General features: G+C 69.3%; 2 protein-coding genes. Both read left to right on the top strand.

What is annotated here, in order from left to right:
* Positions 1-844: signal recognition particle-docking protein FtsY (gene ftsY, locus A5680_RS12515; RefSeq protein WP_067819715.1), on the top strand; the 844-nt coding region annotated here is incomplete at its 5' end.
* 187 nt (positions 845-1,031) lie between these two features.
* Positions 1,032-2,283: ammonium transporter (locus A5680_RS12510; protein WP_082970350.1), on the top strand; the 1,252-nt coding region annotated here is incomplete at its 3' end.

Below are 2,283 nucleotides of genomic sequence, written 5' to 3'. Positions count from 1 at the left end.
GGGTCTGATCGGTGGCGGCGATCTCGACGAAGACGCCTGGCAGGACGTCGAGGACACCCTGCTGGTCGCCGACCTGGGCCCGGTGGTCACCGATTCGGTGATGTCGCAGCTGCGCGCCCGCCTGGCCGGCAGCGACGTGCGCACCGAGGCCGACGCCAAGGCGGTGCTGCGCGACGTGCTGATCCGTGAGCTGCACCCCGAGATGGACCGTTCGATCCGCGCGCTGCCGCACGCCGACCACCCGTCGGTGCTGCTGGTCGTCGGCGTGAACGGCACCGGAAAGACCACCACCGTCGGCAAGTTGGCGCGCGTGCTGGTGGCCGACGGCCGACGCGTCGTGCTCGGCGCCGCCGACACCTTCCGCGCCGCCGCGGCCGACCAGCTGCAGACCTGGGCCTCCCGGGTCGGCGCCGAGGTGGTGCGCGGGCCCGAGGGCGCCGACCCGGCGTCGGTGGCCTTCGACGCCGTCGACAAGGGCATCGCCGCGGGCGCCGACGTCGTGCTCATCGACACCGCCGGGCGGCTGCACACCAAGGTCGGGCTGATGGACGAGCTCGACAAGGTTAAACGCGTGGTAACACGGCGCGCCGCGGTCGACGAGGTGCTGCTGGTGCTCGACGCCACCATCGGGCAGAACGGGCTGGCCCAGGCGCGGGTGTTCGCCGAGGTGGTCGAGATCACCGGCGCCGTGCTGACCAAGCTGGACGGTACGGCCAAGGGCGGCATCGTATTCCGCGTCCAGCAGGAGCTCGGGGTGCCGGTGAAGCTGGTCGGGCTCGGGGAGGGCCCAGACGACCTCGCGCCGTTCGAGCCGGGCGCCTTCGTCGACGCCCTGCTCGGCTGAAACCCCTAACACGCAGCGCGGGACGTTAATACCGCCGAAACACGGTGGCCCCACTGCGGAAACAACCATCTCGCAAGGTTCTGGATCAGGTCACAGGCGTCGCCTGACGGCCATTCATGTCCTTACCGGAGGTGAGCGAGTGGCATTCCCGCAATTGGGCCAACCCGATACCGGCGATACCGCCTGGATGTTGGCGAGTTCCGCGCTAGTGCTGTTGATGACGCCGGGCCTTGCGTTCTTCTACGGCGGCATGGTGCGCACCAGAAGCGTGCTCAACATGATCATGATGAGCATCAGCGCGATGGGCGTGGTCACCGTGCTGTGGGTGCTCTACGGCTACTCGATGTCGTTCGGGGACGACCGGGGCGGCGTCGTGGGCAACCCGACCGATTACTGGGGCTTGGCGAAGCTGATCGGCGGCAACGCCGTCAAGGCGGACGCGAGCAAGGGCGTCACGCAGGTGGACATCCCGCTGGCCGGCACGATGCCCGCCACCGTCTTCGTCGCCTTCCAGCTGATGTTCGCGATCATCACCGTCGCCCTGATCTCGGGCGCGGTGGCCGACCGGCTCAAGTTCACCGCCTGGCTGGTGTTCGCCGGGCTGTGGGCGACGCTGGTCTACTTCCCGGTCGCGCACTGGGTCTTCGCCGCGGACGGCTTCGCGTCCGAGCACGGCGGCTGGATCAACAACAAGCTGCACGCGATCGACTTCGCCGGTGGGACAGCGGTCCATATCAACTCCGGTGTGGCGGGCCTGGCCCTGGCGATCGTCCTGGGCAAGCGCCGCGGCTGGCCCACGACGCTGTTCCGGCCGCACAACCTGCCCTTCGTGATGCTCGGCGCCGGCCTGCTGTGGTTCGGCTGGTTCGGGTTCAACGCCGGCTCGGCGACCAGCTCCAACGGCTCGGCCGGGTCGACGTTCATGACCACCACGGTCGCCACGGCCACGGCCATGCTGGCCTGGCTGCTAACCGAGCGCATCCGTGACGGCAAGCCCACGACGCTGGGTGCGGCGTCCGGCATCGTCGCCGGGCTGGTGGCGATCACGCCGTCCTGCTCGTCGGTCAACATCCTGGGCGCGATCGTCGTCGGGGCGGTGGCCGGAGTGGTGTGCGCGCTGGCGGTCGGGCTGAAGTTCAAGTTCGGCTTCGACGACTCGCTCGACGTGGTCGGTGTGCACATGATCGGCGGTCTGGCGGGCACGCTGCTGGTGGGCCTGCTCGCCGCTCCCGAGTCCACGGCCATCAACGGCGTGGCCGGGGTGTCGAAGGGGTTGTTCTACGGCGGCGGCTGGGCCCAGCTGGAGCGGCAGGCGGTCGGCGCGTTCGCCGTCCTCTTCTACTCCGGCATCGTCACGCTGATCCTGGCCTTGATCCTCAAGTACACGATCGGGCTGCGCGTGAGCGCCGAGGAAGAATCAAACGGGATCGACGAGGCCG

The organism is Mycobacterium sp. E2989 (assembly GCF_001667595.1).
Lineage (GTDB): Bacteria > Actinomycetota > Actinomycetes > Mycobacteriales > Mycobacteriaceae > Mycobacterium.
Note: the sequence above shows the minus strand (reverse complement) of the source record. Positions and strands in the feature narration are given on the sequence as shown.